The sequence below is a fragment of the Streptomyces sp. JLYT201 genome (assembly GCF_059448825.1).
Genome location: NZ_CM182551.1, coordinates 5,232,667 through 5,252,305, shown reverse-complemented (window position 1 = coordinate 5,252,305; position 19,639 = coordinate 5,232,667). Strand labels below are relative to the sequence as shown.

General features: G+C 75.1%; 11 protein-coding genes. 7 read left to right on the top strand and 4 right to left on the bottom strand.

What is annotated here, in order from left to right:
* The first annotated feature begins 35 nt into the window (after positions 1-35).
* A complete protein-coding gene (locus AC5WAM_RS21900; protein ID WP_495523628.1) occupies positions 36-1,301 on the top strand; it encodes an MFS transporter in 1,266 nt (421 codons plus the stop codon).
* 71 nt (positions 1,302-1,372) lie between these two features.
* On the opposite strand, the gene AC5WAM_RS21895 is transcribed toward AC5WAM_RS21900, so the two are convergent.
* Together AC5WAM_RS21895 and AC5WAM_RS21890 are read right to left on the bottom strand one after the other, a co-directional pair.
* Complete coding sequence (locus AC5WAM_RS21895; RefSeq protein ID WP_366790945.1) at positions 1,373-3,049, bottom strand: ATP-binding SpoIIE family protein phosphatase; 1,677 nt, start codon at positions 3,047-3,049, stop codon at positions 1,373-1,375.
* A gap of 238 nt (positions 3,050-3,287) precedes the next feature.
* Positions 3,288-4,643, bottom strand: coding sequence for an NAD(P)/FAD-dependent oxidoreductase (locus AC5WAM_RS21890; RefSeq protein ID WP_366790944.1), 1,356 nt, complete (start codon positions 4,641-4,643; stop codon positions 3,288-3,290).
* 374 nt (positions 4,644-5,017) lie between these two features.
* Between AC5WAM_RS21890 and AC5WAM_RS21885 the strand changes: the two genes are divergently transcribed.
* Together AC5WAM_RS21885 and AC5WAM_RS21880 are read left to right on the top strand one after the other, a co-directional pair.
* Entirely contained in the window at positions 5,018-5,818 is an 801-nt protein-coding gene (locus tag AC5WAM_RS21885; protein ID WP_138960507.1) for a TetR/AcrR family transcriptional regulator, read from the top strand.
* A 211-nt stretch (positions 5,819-6,029) separates the two neighbouring features.
* Positions 6,030-8,030: a sigma-70 family RNA polymerase sigma factor gene (locus AC5WAM_RS21880; RefSeq protein ID WP_495518552.1), complete on the top strand. Its 2,001-nt coding sequence runs from the start codon at positions 6,030-6,032 to the stop codon at positions 8,028-8,030.
* Positions 8,031-8,034: 4 nt separating this feature from the next.
* On the opposite strand, the gene AC5WAM_RS21875 is transcribed toward AC5WAM_RS21880, so the two are convergent.
* Positions 8,035-11,517: an AfsR/SARP family transcriptional regulator gene (locus tag AC5WAM_RS21875; RefSeq protein WP_495518551.1), complete on the bottom strand. Its 3,483-nt coding sequence runs from the start codon at positions 11,515-11,517 to the stop codon at positions 8,035-8,037.
* 194 nt (positions 11,518-11,711) lie between these two features.
* Complete coding sequence (locus AC5WAM_RS21870; protein ID WP_495518550.1) at positions 11,712-13,823, bottom strand: asparagine synthase-related protein; 2,112 nt, start codon at positions 13,821-13,823, stop codon at positions 11,712-11,714.
* A gap of 727 nt (positions 13,824-14,550) precedes the next feature.
* Here AC5WAM_RS21870 and AC5WAM_RS21865 point away from each other — a divergent pair.
* From AC5WAM_RS21865 to AC5WAM_RS21850, 4 genes are all read left to right on the top strand, one after another.
* Positions 14,551-15,999, top strand: a complete 1,449-nt coding sequence (locus tag AC5WAM_RS21865; protein ID WP_366790940.1) for an NsdA family TPR-like regulatory protein — start codon at positions 14,551-14,553, stop codon at positions 15,997-15,999.
* Between the two features lie 97 nt (positions 16,000-16,096).
* Positions 16,097-17,305 carry an L-2-hydroxyglutarate oxidase gene (gene lhgO, locus AC5WAM_RS21860; protein WP_495518549.1) on the top strand — a complete coding sequence of 403 codons (1,209 nt, stop codon included), beginning with the start codon at positions 16,097-16,099 and terminating at the stop codon, positions 17,303-17,305.
* Between the two features lie 59 nt (positions 17,306-17,364).
* Positions 17,365-18,132 (top strand): tRNA (guanosine(46)-N7)-methyltransferase TrmB, encoded by a 768-nt coding sequence (trmB, locus tag AC5WAM_RS21855; RefSeq protein ID WP_495518548.1) that lies wholly within the window; start codon positions 17,365-17,367, stop codon positions 18,130-18,132.
* A gap of 168 nt (positions 18,133-18,300) precedes the next feature.
* Positions 18,301-19,638, top strand: a complete 1,338-nt coding sequence (locus tag AC5WAM_RS21850; RefSeq protein WP_366790937.1) for a PrsW family intramembrane metalloprotease — start codon at positions 18,301-18,303, stop codon at positions 19,636-19,638.
* Position 19,639 lies beyond the last annotated feature (1 nt).

The following is a 19,639-nucleotide window of genomic DNA, read 5'->3' as shown; positions in this document are numbered from 1 at the left end:
CTTCACTCCTAAGGCAGGTGAAAGTGACCATGGCGATGGGCGCCGCGATGCGCCGGATCCACGTGGGCAACGCACTGAGCGCGTTCGGCCTCGGCTTTACCGTCCCCTTCCTGTACGTGTACGTGGCGCAGGTCCGGGACCTCGGCGCCGTGACGGCGGGCCTCGTGCTCGCCGCCTTCGCGGTGGCCGCGCTCATCGTGCTGCCGTTCTCCGGCCGGGCCATCGACCGGCGCGGGCCGCTGCCCGTCCTCATCGCCGCCCTGCTCACCGCCGCCGTCGGCGCCCTGAGCCTGGGCCTGGCGGCCGACGCCCCCCTCGTACTGCTCTCGGCGGGCGCGCTGGGCGCGGGCCAGGCCGTCATGCAGCCCGCGCTCGCGACGATGATCGTCGAGTGCTCCACGCCGGACACCCGCACGCGCGCGTTCGCCACTCAGTTCTTCCTGCAGAATTTGGGCCTCGGCGTCGGCGGCCTCATCGGCGGCCAGCTGGTCAAGCACGAGCGGCCCAGCGACTTCACGCTGCTCTTCGCCATCGAGACCGTCATCTTCCTGGTGCTCGTCGGCGTCATGCTGACCACGCGCATGCCGCGCTCGCCCCGGATCGCGGACGCCGCGCCGCAGGCCCGGGGCAGCATGAAGGACGTCTTCCGCAACCCCGTGATGCTCCAGCTGTGCGTCCTGGGCTTCGTGCTGTTCTTCGCCTGCTACGGCCAGTTCGAGTCCGGTCTGTCCGCGTACGGCGTGGAGGCCGCCGGGATCTCGCCGTCGACGCTCGGCATCGCGCTCGCCGCCAACACCGGCGCGATCGTGGTCGCCCAGTTCGCCGTCCTGCGGTTCGTCGAGCGCCGCAGGCGCTCGCAGGTGATCGCGGCCGTGGGCCTCATCTGGGCCGTGGCGTGGATCGCCGCCGGCTACGCGGGCCTCGGCCACGGCAGCCAGGCCATGGCCACCGCCGCCTTCATCTCGACGTACGCGCTCTTCGGGATCGGCGAGACCATGCTCGCGCCGACCGTGGCGCCGCTGGTCGCCGATCTGGCGCCGGAGTCGATGGTCGGCCGGTACAACTCGGCCTTCGCCCTCGTGAAGCAGCTGGCCCTGGCGGTCGGCCCGGCCGTGGGCGGGCCCATGGGCGCCACGCTGCACGCTCCGTACGTCGTGACGTTCCTGCTCTTCTCGCTGGGCATCACGGTGCTCGCGCTGCGGCTCGGCAAGCGCCTCACGCCGGCGCAGAACCACCCGTACGCCCAGAAGAGCCGGGTCGTCGCCCAGAGCGCCCCGGAGGCCGTGACCGCCCACTCCTAAGGGGCCGGTCGGGCACATCGTCAGCTACGCGCGCGTGGGCATCGCCCCCGCGCGCGTCGTCGTATCAGGGACTACGCGCGCGGCAGCGCGAACTCGCACCACACGGCCTTGCCGCCGCCGGGCGTCCGGCGCGAGCCCCAGTTCGAAGCGATCGTGGCGACGATCGCGATGCCCCGGCCCGCCTCGTCCGCGGGCTCGGCGCGACGGCGCCTGGGCAGGTGGTCGTCGCCGTCGGTGACCTCGATGATCAACCGGCGGTCGGTGCGGCGCAGCCGCAGGCGCATCGGCGGGGTGCCGTGCTGAAGGGAGTTCGCGACGAGCTCGCTGGTGGCCAGGACGCCCAGGTCGAGCAGCTCCGGCGGGAACCGCCAGCTGGCGAGGACGCCGGTGGCGAAGGCACGCGCGCGTGGGGCCGCCTCCACGCCGCCGAGCAGCTCCAGGGCCGCGTTGCGGAACAGCTCCGCGTCGGCTCCGGTGCGGGCGGGCTGCTGGAGGACGAGGACCGCCACGTCGTCGTCGTGGTCGGCGGTGACCCCCAGGGCCCGGATCAGGCGGTCGCAGACCACCTGGGGCGTACCGGTGGCGCCGCCCAGGGCCCGCTCCAGGGACGCCACGCCCTCGTCGATGTCCTCGCTGCGGCGCTCCACGAGTCCGTCCGTGTACAGCACGGCGGTGGAGCCGGGGCCGAGCGGCACGGAGCCGGAGGCGTGCAGCCAGCCGCCGGTGCCGAGCGGCGGGCCCGTGGGCTCGTCCGCGCGGTGGATCGTGCCGTTCTCGTCGCGGACGAGGATCGGCAGGTGGCCCGCCGACGCGTACGACAGGCTGCCCTCGTTCGGATCGTGGACGGCGTACACGCACGTGGCGATCTGGCTGGCGTCGATCTCCGCGGCGAGGCCGTCGAGGAGCTGCAGGACCTCGTGCGGCGGCAGGTCCAGGCGGGCGTAGGCGCGCACGGCCGTGCGGAGCTGGCCCATGACGGCCGCCGCGCGGACGCCGCGCCCCATGACGTCGCCGATCACCAGGGCGGTGCGGCCACCGCCGAGCGTGATCACGTCGTACCAGTCGCCGCCGACCGCGGCCTCGGTGCCGCCGGGCTGGTACGTGGCGGCGATGCGCAGGTCGTCCGGCTGCTCCAACTCCTGGGGCAGCAGCGAGCGTTGCAGCGTCACGGCGGTCTCGCGCTGGCTGCGCTCGCTGGCGCGCAGGCGCTCGGCGGCGTCGGCGTGGTCGGTGACGTCGGCGGCGAAGACCAGCACCCCGCCGTCCTGGGCGTCCGTGGCGGGCCCGCCCAGGGGCAGCGACACGGGGGTGCACGTGAACGTGTACGAACGGCCTCCGGGCACCTTGCGGGACTTGACCGTGCGCGGCTTGGAGCTGCGCAGCACCTGGTCCAGGAGCGGCAGGAGCCCGACCTCCTCCAGCTCGGGCAGCGCCTCGCGCGCGGGGACGCCGGTGGGGCGGGGGCCGAACGCCGTGGCGTACGCGTCGTTGACGTACGCGATGCGGTGGTCGGGGCCGTGCACGAGGGCCACGAGGGCCGGGATGCTGTCGAGGACCTCGCGGGCGGGTAGCCCGTCGACGCCGTCGGGGGCGTCGACGCCTTCGGTGGGGTGCTCCGCGACGCGCTCGGCGCGGGCCGCGGGGACGGAGCTCTCGCCTCGCTGTGCCGGGGAGCCGCCGGTCTCGGTGCGCGCCGCGGCGCGGCGCTGTGTTCCGGGGAGCCGGGCGCTCCAGCGCGTGAAGTTCACTGCGGTAGGCCTCGTGGTGTCGCTTCTGGATCGGGCGGGGGTGTACGGCCGGGCGTTCGGCCGGTGGCGGTGCGGCGTGCGGCGCCGCCTCCCGGGAAGACACAGCATGGCGTGGAGCGGGCCCTCGCGTCTCGGATGCCCTCTTGCGGGCCCGCTCATGGTCACACGTCCAGTCTGGCCGACCGGACTGACATCCGTCAGACGCCGGTGCTGCTCGGGCAGTTCCGGCCGGAGGTCATCAGGACTCCTTCGGGCGCTCTCCCCCGGCCGCGAGTTCGAATTCCGCGCGCGGGTGTTCCAGTGAGCCCAGGGAGACGATCTCGCGTTTGAACAGGCCGGACAGCGTCCATTCGGCGAGCACGCGGGACTTGCGGTTGACGGTGGGCACCCGGCTGAGGTGGTAGACGCGGTGCATGAACCAGGCAGGGTAGCCCTTCAGCTTGCGTCCGTAGACGTGGGCGACGCCCTTGTGCAGTCCCAGGGAGGCCACGGACCCCACGTACTTGTGCCGGTACTCCTGGAGGGCCTGTTGGCGCAGTGCGGCGGCGATGTTGTCGCCGAGGACCTTGGCCTGGCGCACGGCGTGCTGGGCGTTGGGCGCGCACTCGGTGCCCGGCTGCTCGGCGGTGACGTCGGGGACGGCGGCCGCGTCGCCCGCGCCCCACGCGTGCGGGGCGCCGTCGACGGACAGCTCGGCGGTGCACTTCAGGCGGCCGCGTTCGGTCAGCGGCAGGTCCGTGGCGGCGAGCAGCGGATGCGGCTTGACGCCCGCGGTCCACACGACCGTACGGGTGGGGAAGCGGGCGCCGTCGCTGAGGACGGCGACGCGGTCCTCGCAGGAGTCGAGCCGGGTCTCCAGGCGTACGTCGATGTTGCGCCGGCGCAGCTCGCGGACCGTGTACTTGCCCATCTCCTCGCCGACCTCGGGCAGGATGCGCCCGGAGGCCTCGACGAGGATCCACTTCATGTCCTCGGCCTTGACGTTGTGGTAGTACCGCGCGGCGTAGCGGGCCATGTCCTCCAGCTCGCCGAGCGCCTCCACGCCCGCGTAGCCGCCGCCCACGAAGACGAACGTCAGGGCGGCGTCGCGGACGGCGGGGTCGCGCGTCGAGGAGGCGATGTCCATCTGCTCAATGACGTGGTTGCGCAGTCCGATGGCCTCTTCGACGGTCTTGAAGCCGATGCCGTAGTCGGCGAGGCCGGGCACGGGCAGGGTGCGCGAGATGGAGCCGGGGGCGAGTACGAGCTCGTCGTACGTGAGGGCGAGGGGGCCCGTGCCCTCCTCGCGGGTGGCGAGCGTCGTGAAGGACGCGGTGCGCTTGGCGTGGTCGACCGAGGTGACCTCGCCGACGACCACGCGGCACCGGTCGAGGACGCGGCGCAGCGGGACGACGACGTGGCGCGGGGAGATCGAGCCGGCCGCGGCTTCGGGCAGGAACGGCTGGTACGTCATATACGGATCGGGCGAGATCACGACGATCTCCGTCTCGCCCCGCCGCAGCTCCTGCTTGAGTTTCCGCTGGAGGTGCAGCGCGGTGTACATCCCGACGTAGCCACCGCCGACAACGAGAATGCGCACAGGTTCCGTCACCATCCCATGACGCACCCGCACTTCGCGTTTGTCCACAGGCTCAGCAATTTGTATGACTGGAAGCCTAGGTTGGCAGCAGCCGCTCCGCTTGGCGGAACGGGTGGAATGTGCGCAGGTCAGAGGGTGGTGGCAGGGTGGTGGCGCAGGGTGCAATCGGGTGGGAAACGGTGCGTACTCCGATCGGGGGGCACCCCGTGCGGAACCCACCCCTTCTGAATTGACTCTGGCTCAACTATGTTCGTGTGACGTCGGGGTGTCGGGGGATGCGCTCGTCGAGTCCGGTTTGCCGGGTTCGTGCGCAGCTCGCTCCTCACACGCCGGTCATCACATGGCGGGGAGTGTCTCCGGGGGGAGACGTCATTACCGGGGGAACACATATGCACATTCAGGACTCTCACTGGACTTCCGCGACAGCGTCGGCACCCGCCGTCGCCTCGGGCGGAAACGGACGGGAAGTGGGGGACGTAGCGCGTACGACGCCGCTGCGCGTGGACGCGCAGCGGAATCTCGAGCACGTCCTGCGCGCGGCGCGCGAAGTCTTCGGCGAGCTGGGGTACGGCGCGCCGATGGAGGACGTGGCACGGCGGGCCCGCGTCGGAGTCGGCACGGTCTACCGCCGCTTCCCGAGCAAGGACGTACTGGTGCGACGGATAGCCGAGGAGGAGACCTCCCGGCTGACCGAGCAGGCCCGCGCGGCACTCGGGCAGGAGGACGAACCGTGGTCGGCGCTCTCGCGCTTCCTGCGGACGTCCGTGGCCTCGGGCGCGGGACGGCTCCTTCCGCCCCAGGTGCTGCGCGTGAGCGTGGACGAGGGCGAGGGGGCCGACGGCGCGGACGCGGTGGACGGGACCAGGGTGGCGGACGCCGCCGAGGTCCGGGTGCCGCAGCAGCGCCAGGTGCCTCCGGCGCTCTCGCCGGAGCTGCGACTGGTGGAGCAGCGGTCCGCTCCGGCCAGGGAGAGCGACGACGCGGGTGCCGCGGCGCTGCTCGACGTGGTCGGGCGGCTCGTGGAGCGGGCGCGGGCGGCGGGTGAGCTGCGCGCGGACGTGACCGTGTCCGACGTGCTGCTCGTGATAGCGACGGCGGCACCTTCGCTGCCGGACGCGGCGCAGCAGGCCGCGGCCTCGTCCCGACTCCTCGACATCCTCCTTGAGGGGCTGCGGTCGCGGCCTTCGTAAACACCCGTTCGGGCCTCCACGGCCTCGGAATGCTCAACTCCACGGACAGGCACAGGAGTTGAGCATTCCCCGAATGGGTGAACGGTAGCGCTCGGTTGCGGTAACTCGCCCCGGACGGGTGGTTGCTCGTCGTCCCTATTCGACGGGGCGCGACCGTGTGGCACTCTTTCCCGGTGTCCGGGTCTGAGTGTGCATGCGGGGGCTTTCCGCGATGAGTGTTGACGGACGGGACGAGCCCAGCTCCACCGGTGGCGAGTCGGGCGGGCTGCCCTCCCGGCAGGTGCCGAACCAGGGCGGCCCCGGCGGCAGCGGTGGCGGCGGGGGCACGAGCGGCTCCGCGTCCGGCGCCGCCGCCAACTCCGGTGTGCCCGGACCCGACCCGAGCGTGCCGCCCCAGCGCGGCAGCGGCTCGTCCGCCGCGGAGGCCGCGCCCGGCGCTCGTGGCGGTGACGTTTCGCCACCCCCCGACGCCGATCTGATCGCCCGGATGCGGGCGGGCGAGGACTCCGCGTACGAGGAGCTGTACCGCAGGCACGCCGACGCGGTGCGCCGCTATGCCCGCACCTGCTGCCGGGACGCGCACACCGCGGACGACCTCACCGCCGAGGTGTTCGCGCGGATGCTCCAGGCCGTGCGGTCCGGCTCGGGGCCCGAGCACGCGGTGCGCGCCTATCTGCTGACCACGGTGCGGCGCGTCGCCGCCGGGTGGACGAAGTCGGCGAAGCGGGAGCAGCTCGTCGACGACTTCGCGGTCTTCGCCGCCCAGGCGGCCCGGGGCTCCGAGGTGTCCGACGACGAAACGTTGGACCTGGGCGCCGACGTGCGGGCCATGCACGAGGCCGAGCAGTCGCTCGCCATGCAGGCCTTCCGCAGCCTGCCCGAGCGCTGGCAGGCCGTGCTGTGGCACACGGAGGTCGAGGACGAGTCGCCGAGCGACGTCGCCACGCTCTTCGGCCTGGACGCCAACGGCACGCGCGTGCTCGCGAGCCGCGCCCGCGAAGGCCTGAAGCAGGCCTATCTCCAGGCCCATGTGAGCGCCACGCTCACCGAGAGCGAGGAGTGCGCGCGCTACGCCGACCGGCTCGGCGCCTACGCCCGCGGCGGCCTGCGCACCCGCGCCGAGCGGGGCCTGCGCAAGCACCTGGAGGAGTGCGCCAACTGCCGTCTCGCCGCGGGCCAGATCAAGGAAGTCGCCAGCGGCATCCCCGCCGTCGTGCCGGTGGCCGTCATCGGCTGGTTCGGTGCCGCCGGATACGGCAAGGTGGCCGCCCTCATCGGGGGCGGCGTCGCGGGCGCGGGCGCGGCGGGTGCCGCGGGCGCGGCCGCGGGCAGCGGCTCGGGCGGCGCCGGAGCGGCCGGGGGCGGCGCGGCCGCCGAGGGCCTCGGCACCCCGGCGAAGGTCGGGATCGTGGCGGGTGTCGTCGCGGCCGGGGTGGCCGTGGCGGTCGCGCTCGCCGGGGGCCCGGACAAGAAGGAGCCGCCGGAGGCGAAGCCACAGCCGACCTCGGCACAGCCGCCCGTGATCCCCCGCAATCCGCCGCCCTCGAAGCCGCTGCCGAAGCCGGAGCCGCCGCCCCCGCCACGGCCGAAGCCCGCGCCGCCCGCGAAGGCCGAGCCCAAGCCGAAGCCCCCGCCGAAGCCCGCTCCCAAGCCGACGCCGAAGCCGCCACCGCCGAAACCCAAGCCGAAGCCGCCACCGCCGCCCGCGCCCCGGCCGACGCCGCCCCGGCCCACGCCCACGCCCCGGCCGACCCCCTCGCCGACGCCGCCCCCCGCACCGGTCGTCTACCAGTGGAACGAGCTGGAGTACGGCCTCACCGGCGACGGCACGAAGCCCGAGATGCGGCTCGGCGAGAGCAGCTGGGTGTGGCAGCGCTGGGGCATGTCCATCGGCGACAAGCGGTACGGCCACGGCGTGACCGTGCACGGATCCTCCTCCGTGACCATCGACCTCAACCGCACGTGCTCCTCGTACGAGGCGCTCGTCGGCGTCGACGACATGACGATGCGCCTCGGCCAGGTGCGGTTCTCCGTCTACGCCGACGGGGTGCGCCTGTGGCAGTCGCAGCTGGTCAAGGGCGGCGATCCGGCCGTGCCCGTACGGGTCGGTCTGACCGGCCGCAAAACGATCCGTCTGGTCGTCGAGCCGCATACGCACTTCGACTCGGTGGCCCTCGCGGACTGGGCGCAGTCCCGCCTCCGCTGCACCTGAGCGCTCAGCGCGGCGGGGCCAGCTCCGCCAGGACCTCGTCGACGGTCAGCGCGGCGCCCGCAGCCCGCTCCCGCTCGTAGGCCACCGGCCCCAGGGCCTGCCTGGCCTCGGTCTCGACCCCCTCGGCCAGGGCCCGCTCCGGCACGGAGCGCTCGTGGCCGCCCCGCCAGCGCGTGGCGCGGGCGAGCAGGCGGGTCGCGCGGGCGTGGTCGCGAAGGCGCAGGAACAGCGCGGCGCCGACGTCCACCAGGCTGGCCGTGACCGGCTCCGAGCAGTGGTGGTGCAAGGCGTCGCGCAGTACGTCGGCGAGCACGGCGAGCCCGGCCTCGGGGCCCGACTCGGCAGCGGCGACCCGGGCCTCCACATTGCCCAGGCCCGCCCCGAACTGCGGCGGCAGCGTGCCGCGCTCGCCCTCCTTGCGGGCGGCGTCGCACAGGGCGCGGGCCCGCACCACGTCACCGTCGTCGATGGCCAGGGAGGCACGCATCATGCAGACGAACGCGCGGGCGTCCGGGACGCCGAACCGGTCGGCCTGGGCGCTCGCCTCGTCCAGGCCCTTGGCGGCCCGTTCGCGGTCGCCCTCGCGGTAGGCGATCTCGGCGATGCGGGCGATCAGGAAGGTGGTCTCGGCGTGCGCCCCCACCTCGTGCGCGAGGCGCAGCGCCTCTTCGTACTCCCGGCGCGCTTCCGCGTGGTGGCCGCGGGACATCGCCGCCTCCCCCGCCGCGCTGCTGACCTGCGCGCGCAGCCAGCGGTCGCCGACGCGTCCGCTCAGCGTGCGCAGCTCCTTGAGGTCCTCGTCGACCCCGGCGAGAAGGCCGGGCCGGTCGATGACGGTGTGCACCCGGAACATCAGGGTGACCGCGATCTCCCAGTCGCCGCCGAAGCGCCGGCAGTTGGCGACCGCCGTGTCCAGGGCCGGCACCACGTTGTGCGGCTCGTCGAGGAAGTACATCGTGAACGGCCAGAGCAGCCCCGGGAAGCGGCCGCTCGCGGGCACGGACCGGGCCAGGGTCTCCCGGACGCGGCGGATGTACCGCCGGGCGTCGTCGTCGGCGAGCACGTCCGCGGGCCGCGCCTCCACCGTCAGGAACAGGTGCAGCATCCGCAGGGCCATCCGGGGCCAGTACCCCGGGCGGCCCTCGTCGGCGAGGTCGGCGTCGAGCCCGGCGGCGCCGGGGGCGAGCGGGGAGGCGGCGAGGGGCGACGGCTCGGCCGCGGCCTGCGGGGGCTCGGGCCGCGCGATGGCGCCCAGGACGCGGCCGACCCAGTCCGAGCCCTCCGTCGGGTAGTTGCGCAGCCACCAGAACCAACCCATGCCGAGGGCGAGGGCGGTGGCCCGCTCCTCGTCCCGGCGCTCGACGGCGCGGTGCAGGGCCGCGCGGATGTTGTCGAGCTCGGCCTCCAGGCGGCGGATCCACGGCAGTTGACCGGCGGAGCGCAGCAGCGGCTCGGCGCGCTCCACGAGGGCGCACACATACGCGCCGTGGCGGTCCTCGGCGGCTCGCGCGGCGGGGGTCTCGGCGGCGCGCTCGGTCGCGTACTCGTGGATGGTCTCCAGCATGCGGTAGCGCATGTCGGGGTCCTCGGGTCCGGCGCCGGGGGTCGCGACGACGAGGGACTTGTCGACGAGGGCGCCGATGAGGTCGGCGGCGGGGCCGGTGCACACGGCCTCGGCGGCCTCCAGGTCCCAGCCGCCCGCGAAGACGGAGACCTCGCGCAGGACCGTGCGCTCGGCCTCGTCCAGGAGGTCCCAGGACCAGTCGACGACCGCCCGCAGGGTCTGCTGGCGGGGCAGGGCCGTGCGGGAGCCGCTGGTGAGCAGGCGGAAGCGGTCGTCGAGGCGGTCGGCGATCTGCCTGGGCGTGAGCAGCCGAAGCCGGGCGGCGGCCAGCTCGATGGCCAGGGGCAGGCCGTCGAGACGGCGGCAGATCTCGTCCACGGCCGCGGCGTCCGCGGTGGCGTCGAAGCCGGGGCGCGCGGCCGCGGCCCGCTCGGTGAACAGGCGGTGCGCCGGGTCGGGCGGCAGCGGCTCCACGGGGCGCACGGACTCGCCCGGCACGCCCAGCGGTTCGCGGCTGGTCGCGACGATGGTGAGGTCCGGGCAGCGGGTGAGGAGGGTCTCGGCGAGTTCGGCGGCGGCGCCGATGACGTGTTCGCAGTTGTCGAGGAGCAGGAGCAGGCTGCGCGGGGCGCAGTACTCGACGAGCAGGGCGACGGGGTCGTCCTGCGGAGCGGTCAGCTCGCTCGTGATCAGCACGGTCTCGCGCAGGCCGAGCGCACTGAGGACCGCGCCGGGGACCGCCTCCGGCCGGTCGAGCGGGGCGAGCTCGGCCAGCCATGCGCTGGGATGCCCGGCGGCGGCTTCCTCGGCGAGGCGGGTCTTGCCGGAGCCGCCCGGTCCGGTCAGCGTGACCAGTCGGGCCCTCCGCATGTCCGAACGGATGGCGGCGAGTTCGGGTTCCCGGCCGACGAAGGAGGTCAGACGGGGGCGGATGTTCCCCTTCCGCTCGGGGGGCCGCCCGGGGGGCCGCCCGGGAACGCGCTCGGAGTGGGCAGGCGCCCGCTCGGGGTGGGCAAGTGCCCGCTCGGGGTGGGCAGACGCCCGTTCGGCGTGGGCAAGTGCCCGCTCGGGGTGCCCCGGAGCCCGTTCGGCGCGGGCAAGTGCCCGTTCAGGGTCGTCGGCCCGTGCCCGCACGACGGGGGCGCCTCCCCCGGCGGCCGCCCGCGAGGCACCGCCCCCTTCCGGAGCCCCGCCCTCCTCCGGCACCGGCTCCGCCAGCAACTCCGCGTGCAGCGCCCGCAGTTCCCGGCCCGGGTCGGCGCCGAGCCCGTCGGCGAGGGTGCGGCGCGCGTGCTCGTACGCGGCGAGCGCGTCCGCGCCCCGGCCCGCGGCGCGCAGCGCCCGGATCAACAGGGCGTGCAGCGCCTCGTCGTAGGGCTGGGTGGCGGTCAGCTCCCGCAGCTCGGGTACGACGTCCGCGGCCCGGCCGAGCAGCAGGTCCGCCTCGATCCGCGCGCGGGCGGCCTCCGCGCGCCGGGCCTCCGGGCGGGTGGCGGCCGTGCGGTCGGGCAGGTCGGCGAGCGCGGGGCCGTGCCACAGGGCGAGGGCCTCGCGCAGGGTGCGGGCGGCCGCTTCGGGCTCGCCCCGGTCCAGGGCGGCGGTCCCCTCGCGGGCCAGGCGTTCGAAGCGGTGGAGGTCGACGTCGTCGGGGGCGGCGGTGAGGCGGTAGCCGCCGGGCTCCGACGCGACGGCGTCCTTGCCGAGAGCCCTGCGGAGACGGCCCACGAGGGCCTGGAGCGCGGCCGGGGCGTCCGCGGGCGGGGCGTCCGCCCAGATGTCGTCGACGAGGGCGCCGACGGGGGTCGTGCGGCCCGCGCGGGCGGCCAGGGCCGCGAGGAGGGCGCGCAGGCGGGGGCCGCCCACCGGGACGGGGGCTCCCTCATCGTCGTACGCCTCGGTGGCGCCCAGGACTCGATACCGCACGGGGTCATTCTGGCTCGTCGGGGGCGGAGGTGCCGTGGCGTTTTCCGTGGGCCCTCGCGGGGCGCCCCAGGCCCGCCCCTTCCCGCTCCGGGGGCTGCCGCCCCCGTGCCCCCGCCCTCATCGGCGCTCCGCGCCTCGTCCTCAAACGCCGGACGGGCTGAAAGATCTCCGGTGCGGGCCCGCCCCGAAGCTCGCTAGTGCGGCAGCGAGTGCGGTGTCCTGGCCGCCCCCAGGGTGCCCTGCTGCGGGACCACCGTCCCCGTAGGGACGGCCCGTTGGCGTGCCGGTGTGCCGGTCCAGCAGGTGCCGCGCCGGGACAGCAGCCGTCGCAGCCACACCTCCGTGGCGACCAGGTCGGCGAGGCCGTCGAGCGGGACCCGTTCGCCCTCGGCCGCGGCGCGCAGCGCCTTGCGGACGACGCGGGCCTCGACGAGGCCCGCCTGCGCGAGCAGGGGCGTGTCGAAGAGGGCGAGCAGGCCGTCCACCGCCGCGCGCAGGCCGGTGCGGGCCGCCGCCGCGTTCGAGGCGTGGGACGGCGCGCCCCAGCCGGGCGGGAGTTCGCTGACCCCGGCGCCTTCGAGGACCGTGCGCAGGATCTGGGCCCGCGCCCCGGGACGCACCCGTACGGACTCCGGGAGCGCCCGGCAGGCGCGCACGACCTGGTTGTCCAGGAAGGGCGCGTGCAGGCGCTGGAAGCGGACCTCCGCGGCCTGCTCCAGGACGCGCAGGTCCGCCGCGTGCCGGAAGAGGGCGGCCCGCGCGCGGAACTCGCCGGGGCGCTGTCCGGGCCCGGGCCCGGGGCGCGTCGTCGTCTCCTGAAGGCGAACCGATACTTCTGCGAGGGCCTCACCGGTCAGCCAGCGCGCGGCGGGACCCGGTCTGGCCCACGCGAGGGCGGCGAGCGAGGCCCCGACGGCGCCGCCCGGCTCCTCGAAGCGGCGGTGCAGGAGGCGGTCGGCGAGGGTCTCGACGCCCGCGCGGTGTGCCGTGCGGGCGAGGCGGCGCGCGGCGCCGTACACGCGCGCGGGGACCAAGACGGAGCCCTCGGCCTTGGCCAGGGCGGTGACCGGCCGCACCAGGTGGCGTCGCTTGCGGTCCATCAGGAGGTCGGCCAGGCGCGCCGGGTGGGCGTCGAGGACCTGCCGGGCGCCGTAGCCGGTGAAGTGGTCCGCGCTGCCCGAGGCGAGGCGGGTGCGGTGGCGCTGGGCGGCGACGAGCACGCCGCTGGGCTCGTCGGTCAGGGGTCCTTCCAGGTCGGCGTACGGGAGGCTCTCCTCGCCCCCGGTGACGACGACGTGGTGCAGCCGGGGGTTGGCGGCGATGGTGCCCGCGCGCTCCAGCTCGGCCTCGCGGCCGCCCGTGGCGAGGTCGTTGAAGGTGACGGCGAGGAGCCGCTCGCCCGCCCCTGTGCCGTGGCCGAGGACCGTGCCGGGCATCCCGGGCAGGCCCGCCGCGAGCAGGGCGAGGGTGCCGGAGGCGGGGCCGCCGGAGAGGTCGGCGCCGATGCCGGGCACCGGCATGCCGCGGGCCGCGCGCCGCTCCGCGGGCCCCATGCCGGGGACGGGGCCGGGGTCGACGTCGGTGCCGGGGACGTGCCGCGGGGCCCGCAGCCGCGCGCGTACGGCTTCGACGAGGGCGTCCCGGACGCCCTCCACCGCGCTGGCCTCGTCGGTCGGCGGGGCCGCGACGGCGAGGGACGCGACGGGTTCGTACCCGGCGACTTCGCGCGCGCCCGCGCGGAGGATCAACGCATGCCCCGGGGGCACGCGCCGCACGCCCTGGTACGGCGTCGAGTCGTGCAGTGCCTCCGGGACGTCGGGGGCGGCGAGCAGCGCCGCGAGGTGGCCGATGTCCAGGTGGGCCTCGATGAGGTCGGCCAGCGGCAGGGCGGCCGTCGCGTACGCCGTGCCGCCCGCCCACGGGGTGTGGAACACGGGCCGGGCGCCCGCCAGGTCGCCCGCGACCATCACGCGGCGGCCGACCCGGACGACCGCGGTGTAGCTGCCGGGCCAGGCGGTCAGGTGCCGCAGCGCGCCGCCGCGGGCGGCGAACAGGCTGGCCCGCAGCTCCTCGTCGCTCGCCCCGCAGATGCCGAGCACGGCGATGCGGGTCTCGTCGTCGGCCTTGACGGTGCGCACCTCGTCGGGGCGCCAGTCACCGACCGCCCACAGGGGGTCGGGGTCGCCCCACAGGAGCTGGGACCCCACGGGGTGGACGGTCTCGCCGTCGTCCCCGGAGGCGCCCGCCGTGCCAAGGGCGGCCGAGGGCCTCGCGGTGGTACTGCTCCACCCCACCAACCACCGCATCGCCGCCTCCACAGCCTGTGGACAAACCAGTGACCCTCCGGAATCGAGGGACTGGGGACCCATGCTGCCACGAAGGAGGCGCGCGAGAGGGTCTACGACGGCGCTCGCACCGGCGCGAACGCGCCCCGGGTGATCTATGGTTGAGGCCGCAACGACATCAACACCGGGACGTAGAGCGGCCGGAGCGCGGGCAGGCGGGGGCGATTTTCGGCCAATTCAGCCATGGCCGAACACGCCCCCCAGGGCCGGGACGGCCAACGCACAGCCCGGGAGGCGGTGTTCGCCTCCCGGACCGGTCCGCCGCCCGCGGGGATGGAGGCGGCGGTGTCCCCCAGCCCGCTGACTCCAGCGCAGCGGGCCGACCCACGCGTCATCCATGGAAACGCTCTCCCGGTGGCCGTAGAAGAGCGCACACACGGGCGCACGGCCACACACCCGGAGCACGCTCCGACGGTGCCGCACGCCCGTACGGACAACAATCTCGCCATACGGAACTACGCCTCTTAACGCTTGGGATTCGCCGAACTACGCTGGGTGTGCTGTTGTTTTCGCGGAGGCATATACCTGGGGGCTCGGCCACGTGCTCTTGCGGCCGGGGATCGGGAAACGGCGCGCGACACGCCGTTCGCACCGGTGACCCCCGGTAGCCGCCCCCGGGGGGAAGGCAGCACGAATGCCGCGCGGTCACGCCACTGCCCGGCAGCCGTCTGTGTCCGAGGGGTGGCGCATGTCCAGGGAGCAACGCGGGCCGAACGAAAAGCTCGGCACCGTTCTCGCCCTCGCGGGAATCAGCAACGCGGGACTCGCGCGCAGGGTCAACGACCTCGGTGCTCAACGCGGGTTGACGCTCAGGTACGACAAGACCTCGGTGGCCCGGTGGGTGTCCAAGGGGATGGTGCCGCAGGGCGCAGCCCCGCACCTCATCGCCGCCGCCATCGGCCAGAAGCTCGGGCGCCCCGTGCCCCTGCACGAGATCGGCCTCGCCGACGCGGACCCGGCGCCCGAAGTGGGCCTCGCCTTCCCGCGCGACGTCGGCGCCGCGGTGAAGTCGGCGACCGAGCTGTACCGCCTCGACCTCGCGGGCCGCCGCGCGGGCGGCGGCGGCATCTGGCAGTCCCTGGCCGGTTCCTTCGCCGTCAGCGCGTACGCCACGCCCGCGTCCCGCTGGCTCATAACCCCGGCCGACAGCTCGGTCGCCCGCGACGTCAGCCGCGACGGGCCGCGTGACGTGGCCAAGGTCGACGAGGGCGGCGCGCCGATGAAGGTCGGCCACAGCGACGTACTGAAACTGCGGGAGGCCGCCGAGGACGCGCGGCGCTGGGACTCCAAGTACGGCGGCGGCGACTGGCGCTCGTCGATGGTCCCGGAGTGCCTGCGCGTCGAGGCGGCGCCGCTGCTCCTCGGCTCGTACTCGGACGAGGTGGGCCGCGCCCTGTTCGGCGCCACCGCCGAGCTGACCCGGCTCGCCGGCTGGATGGCCTTCGACACCGGTCAGCAGGAGGCCGCCCAGCGGTACTACATCCAGGCGCTCCGCCTGGCCCGCGCGGCCGCCGACGTGCCCCTGGGGGGGTACGTCCTCGCGTCGATGTCCCTCCAGGCGACCTACCGGGGCTTCGGCGACGAGGGCGTCGACCTCGCCCAGGCCGCCCTGGAGCGCAACAGGGGGCTCGCGACCGCGAGGACCATGAGCTTCTTCCGGCTCGTCGAGGCACGCGCGCACGCGCGCGCCCACGACGCCCAGGCCGCGGGCGCGGCCCTGCGGGCCGCCGAGGGCTGGCTGGAGCGGTCCCGCGACGGCGACCACGACCCGTCCTGGCTCGGCTTCTACGGCTACGACCGCTTCGCCGCGGACGCCGCCGAGTGCTACCGCGATCTGAAGGCGCCCCGCCAGGTCCGGCGCTTCACGGAGCAGGCGCTGTCCCGGCCCACCGAGGAGTTCGTCCGCTCCCACGGCCTGCGGCTGGTCGTCTCCGCCGTCGCCGAGCTGGAGTCCGGGAACCTGGACGCGGCCTGCGAGCAGGGCGTGCGGGCGGTGGAGGTCGCCGGACGCATCTCCTCCGCACGCACCACGGAGTACGTGAAGGACCTGCTGCACCGCCTGGAGCCCTACGGGGACGAGCCCCGGGTGGTGGAGCTGCGGGAGCGGGCGCGCCCCCTGCTCGTCGCCCCGGCGTGAGCGGCGACACGGGCCTTCGCGGCCCCGGGTGCCCAGGACCACGTTTAACGGCGTTGTCAGTGGTGCAGGGCACTATCGGGGTGGGAGGTGCAGAGCGATGGGTCGGGGTTCCGTGGCGTATGACTGTGACGTGCTCGTCGTCGGGGGCGGCATCGTCGGGCTTTCGGTCGCGCATGCCCTCACCCGGGCGGCGCCCGGCACCCGGGTGACCGTCCTGGAGAAGGAGCCGGGCCCCGCCCGCCACCAGACCGGGCGGAACAGCGGAGTGATCCACAGCGGGATCTACTACCGCCCGGGCTCCCTGAAGGCGCGCTTCGCCGTGGGCGGCGCCGCCGAGATGGTCAAGTTCTGCGCCGAGTACGGCATCGCGCACCAGGTCACCGGCAAGCTCATCGTCGCCACCGACCGCGCCGAGCTGCCCCGTCTGCACGCCCTCGTCCAGCGCGGCCGGGAGAACGGCATCCCGGTCCGCGAGCTCGGCCCCGCCCAGATAGCGGAGTACGAGCCGGACGTGCGCGGCATCGCCGCCATCCACGTCGGCACCACCGGCATCTGCGACTACGGCGCGGTCGCCGAGCAGCTCGCCCACGCCTCCGGCGCCGAGGTGCGCTACGACGCGCAGGTCGTGCGCGTCGACCGCCGCCCCGACCGCGGCGTCGCCGTGCGCACCGCGCGCGGGGACGTGCTGCGCGCCAAGGTCCTCGTCAACTGCGCGGGGCTGCACTGCGACCGGATCGCCCGCCTGACCGGCGACGAGCCCGACATGCGGATCGTGCCCTTCCGGGGGGAGTACTTCACGCTCGCCCGGCCCGAGCTCGTGCGCGGGCTCGTGTATCCCGTGCCCGACCCGGCCTTCCCCTTCCTCGGCGTGCACCTCACGCGCGGCGTCGACGGCGGCGTCCACGTCGGGCCGAACGCGGTCCCCGCGCTGGCCCGCGAGGGGTACGACTGGTCGGTGGTGCGGCCCCGCGAGCTCGCCGGGACGCTCGCCTGGCCGGGCTCCTGGCGGATCGCCCGGCGCCACTGGCGGTACGGGGCGGGGGAGCTGCGCAGGTCCCTGTCCAAGGAGGCGTTCACCGAGGCCGTGCGGCGGCTGCTGCCCGGCGTGCGGGCCGAGGACCTGGTGCCCGCGGCCGCGGGCGTGCGGGCGCAGGCCGTGCTGCGGGACGGCACCCTCGTCGACGACTTCCTGATCCAGGAGGGAGCCCGGGCCGTGCACGTGCTGAACGCGCCCTCGCCCGCGGCCACCGCCTCGCTGCCCATCGGCCGGGAGGTGGCCCGCCGGGTCCTCGCCGCGCTGCGCTGACCCGACCGGCGGCTCGGGGCGCCCCCGTCCGGTCCCGCCGCACTAAAATCGACGGCACTGTGTCTGAGAACTCCCGCCCGAAGGGCGCCCCCCGTTTCCCCGAAGGTCCCGTGCCCGACCCCTCCGGCGGCCGGTTCGAGCGGCGGATCCGCAGCTTCACGCCGCGCCGCAGCCGGGTCACCACCGCGCAGGGCGACGCCCTGCAGCGGCTGTGGCCGAAGTGGGGCTTCGACATCGACGGCGCCAAGGTGCTCGACCTCCAGGAGCTGTTCGGCTCCGAGGCGCCCGTCGTCCTGGAGATCGGCTTCGGCATGGGCGAGGCCACCGCGCAGATGGCGGCCGCGGACCCGGACACCAACATCCTCGCCGTGGACGTGCACACCCCCGGCCAGGGCAACCTGCTGAATCTCGCGGAGCGGAACGGCCTGTCCAACATCCGGGTCGCCAACGGCGACGCCGTGATCCTGCTCCGGGAGATGCTCGCCCCGGAGAGCCTGGACGGCGCGCGCGTGTACTTCCCCGACCCCTGGCCCAAGGCCCGCCACAACAAGCGGCGCCTGATCCAGCCGGACTTCCTGACGCTGCTCGCGCCCCGGCTCAAGCCCGGCGCGGTGCTGCACTGCGCCACGGACTGGGAGCCGTACGCGGAGCACATGCTGGAAGTGCTCGGCGCGCACCCCGACTTCGAGAACACCCAGGCGGACGGTGGGTACGCGCCCCGGCCCGACTTCCGGCCGCAGACCCGCTTCGAGGGCCAGGGCCTGCGGAAGGGACACGTCGTGAACGACCTGCTGTTCCGCCGCGCCGCCACGCTCGCCCAGGACTGAGGCGCTCCGCGGGCCGCGGGGGCCGGGCCACCGCCGACCCCGCGGCCCGCCTGGCCGGGGGTCGCCGCCGGCTCCGCGGCCCGCCCCAGCCGAGGCACCGTCGGCTCCGCCGCCCGTCGTCGCCGAGGCACCGTCGCGGCCCGCCGCAACCCTCGTTAGGGTCGATCCGTGGCCACCAGCCCCGCACTCCCGAGCCACCCGACGCCGCCCGGCGGGCCCGCCGGGTCCGACGCGTCCGCCGGGGCAGCCGGGCCCCGGCGTCCGCGCTGGTGGCAGCGCGGGGCCATCCGGGCGACGGGCCTCGTCATCCTGCTGGCCCTCTCCGGCCTGGTGATCCTCGCCCTGGTGCGCGAGCAGACCGGCACCGAGGGCTTCCTGGTGGGGCTCGGCCTCGCCACGCTCCCCGTGCCGCTGCTGATCGCCGCGTTCCGCTGGCTGGACCGGGTGGCGCCGGGGCCCTGGCGGAACCTGCTGTTCGCCTTCTCCTGGGGCGCCTGCGCGGCCGCACTGATCGCGATCATGGCGAACAGCTTCGCGACCCGCTGGATAGCCACCGCGACGGCCGACCCGACCAGCGCGGACACCCTGGGCGCGACCGTCATAGCCCCCGTCGTCGAGGAGACGGCGAAGGCGGCGGCCGTCCTGCTCGTCTTCCTGTTCCGCAGAGCCGACTTCACCGGGGTCGTCGACGGGTTCGTGATAGCGGGCGTCACCGCCACCGGCTTCGCGTTCACCGAGAACATCCTCTACCTCGGCAACGCCTTCGGCACCGACCAGCTCAGCGGCGAGAGCGGCCTCGCCTCGGTGACCGCCGCGACCTTCTTCGTCCGCGTTGTCATGTCACCGTTCGCGCATCCGCTCTTCACCGTGCTCACCGGCATCGGCTTCGGCACCGCCGCCGTGACCGCCGAGCACCACACCGCCCGGCGCACGCTGCTGCCGTGCGCCGGGCTGCTCCTCGCGATGGGCCTGCACGCCTTCTGGAACGGCTCCGCGGGCTTCGGCGAGTACGGCTTCTTCGTCGTCTACGCGACCTTCATGCTGCCGGTCTTCGGGCTGCTCACCTGGCTGGCCGTCTGGCTGCGCCGGCGCGAGCTGCGCCTCGTGCGCGACGAGCTGCCCGTGTACGTGGCCGCGGGCTGGCTCACCGCGCCCGAGCCCCACGCGCTCGGCTCCCTGCCGGCCCGCGCGCTCGCCCGTGACTACGCGGCCTTCCACCTGGGCAAGCCCGCGGGCCGCACCGTCGTCGAGTACGAGACCTGCGCGACGGCCCTCGCGCTCCTGCGCCACCGCGCCCGGCACGGCAGGGCGGGCGCCGACTTCGTCGCGCGGGAGCGGGAGCTCCTCCAGGCCCTGTGGGAGCGCAGGGCCGTGGCCGCGCCCGCGCTCGGGTACGCGGCGCGGGCGACGGCCCCGGTCCTGGTGCCGCTGCCGCACGCCGCGTACGGGCCCGTCGGGGCGTACGGCCCGGTGCTTCCCCCGTGCCACAACCCCTATCGGCCCTGAC

Bases quoted from the DNA above. Each gene is read 5' to 3' on its own strand.
- AC5WAM_RS21900 (WP_495523628.1), top strand. From the start codon at position 36: ATGGGCGCCGCGATGCGCCGGATCCACGTGGGCAACGCACTGAGCGCG.
- AC5WAM_RS21890 (WP_366790944.1), bottom strand. From the start codon at position 4,643: ATGGTGACGGAACCTGTGCGCATTCTCGTTGTCGGCGGTGGCTACGTC.
- AC5WAM_RS21885 (WP_138960507.1), top strand. From the start codon at position 5,018: ATGCACATTCAGGACTCTCACTGGACTTCCGCGACAGCGTCGGCACCC.
- AC5WAM_RS21880 (WP_495518552.1), top strand. From the start codon at position 6,030: ATGAGTGTTGACGGACGGGACGAGCCCAGCTCCACCGGTGGCGAGTCG.
- AC5WAM_RS21870 (WP_495518550.1), bottom strand. From the start codon at position 13,823: ATGCGGTGGTTGGTGGGGTGGAGCAGTACCACCGCGAGGCCCTCGGCC.
- AC5WAM_RS21865 (WP_366790940.1), top strand. From the start codon at position 14,551: ATGTCCAGGGAGCAACGCGGGCCGAACGAAAAGCTCGGCACCGTTCTC.
- lhgO (WP_495518549.1), top strand. From the start codon at position 16,097: ATGGGTCGGGGTTCCGTGGCGTATGACTGTGACGTGCTCGTCGTCGGG.